This is a genomic window from Allomesorhizobium camelthorni (assembly GCF_011045125.1).
Taxonomy (GTDB): Bacteria; Pseudomonadota; Alphaproteobacteria; order Rhizobiales; family Rhizobiaceae; genus Allomesorhizobium; species Allomesorhizobium camelthorni.
On record NZ_JAAKZF010000254.1, the window covers coordinates 1 to 1323 of the forward strand.

1 protein-coding gene is annotated in these 1323 nt (G+C 56.8%); it reads right to left on the reverse strand.

The window, feature by feature from the left end; translation table 11 throughout:
• Positions 1-314: 314 nt before the first annotated feature.
• The gene (locus G6N73_RS35690) at positions 315-692 is read right to left on the reverse strand and encodes a c-type cytochrome (protein WP_165034544.1); all 378 of its coding nucleotides are present in this window, start codon (positions 690-692) and stop codon (positions 315-317) included.
• Positions 693-1323 lie beyond the last annotated feature (631 nt).

Here is a 1323-nt window from a genome sequence, read left to right on the forward strand (position 1 = left end):
GTAGATCGAAATGACTTTGAAGATTCCCGCGAGTGCTACCACCACGATGAGTGCGCCATGAACGCCGAGCGCTTCATCCTGCCTGCGACGCCCAGTATCAGTCCGCACAGCGCGATCCCGAGCAGAATCACTAGCGCGTACCGACGTTCGGCATTGGTCAGTTGTCAGATCATTGTCTTGCTGCCCCTAAAACCGGAATCGCGATCCAGTCTGCGCTGAAAAATCAAAGGTCAGATCAAATCGATCGCAAGGCGCGGCCGGCCATCCACGCTGATTTAGCCTTAGCGGCCGACGATCGTCCGCGCAACGCGTCGCTATTTCAAGGTTGCAAGGTAGCCGATAAGGTCCGCCCTATCCGTCGGGTCCTTCAACCCGCCGTAGGCCATCTTGGTTCCGGGGACGGCCTTGCGGGGCGACTCCAGAAACGCATTAAGCGACGCGGCATCCCAGACAATAGCGGAATTCTTCATCGCGTTACTGTAGCGGAAATCGGCAGCTGCACCCGCCTTCCGACCGATAATTCCTTCCAGCCCCGGACCGACCCGATTGGCGCTATCGGTGGCATGGCAGACTGCACAGGCTTTGAAGACGCTCTTCCCGTGCTCCGCATCCTGTGCGTAACCAGCCCTCGCGACCAAGCCCGCAAACATCACCACGGTGATAAACGCGCCGATTTTTCTTGTTTTTTCCATTATTAAGCTCCTTTTTATATGTGGTTATCCGTGTGGAAAACGTTTGACATATCTCGTCCAGATCAACGACGGACGTGGTCCGCCCCGCCGGGTCACGATCAGAAACACCCACCCGCCTAGTAGGCTTGCGACCTCGGCGAGGGAAATGATCTCTCGTCATAGAGTCGATAGACGATCTTTATATTGCCGCTCGCCGCGCGGCGTGATGCAGTAGCGTGGAATGCCACGAGCCGCATCGCACCTCGAAACCGACGTTGTTATTCCGCGGAGAGGCTTAAGCCGCGTTTAGTCGCTCTCTCAGCTACCAAAGCGCGCTACGGCTTTCTCATATCGGCGGGCTAACCAGGATCGTGGGATGATGAAGAAGGGCGGTCGGTGTCATTTTCGTTACTTGTCGGAAGGCAAAACAAGAGGGCTGCGGTGCTACCGAAACCTACATCTACGGCGACCTGCGGGATTGCACGCCCCGCCGAGAGTTGATCGATCGCGAGGATTATTCTTGCTCTTTGCCGCTAGGCCTTGAAGGTCAGAGCCGTTTCTACCGGGAGCATGAGGCTGATTGTACGAATCGACGTTGCTGCGCGACTGGCAAGGTCACTTACGCCGAGGTGCATCCGCGGATCCGCTAAAG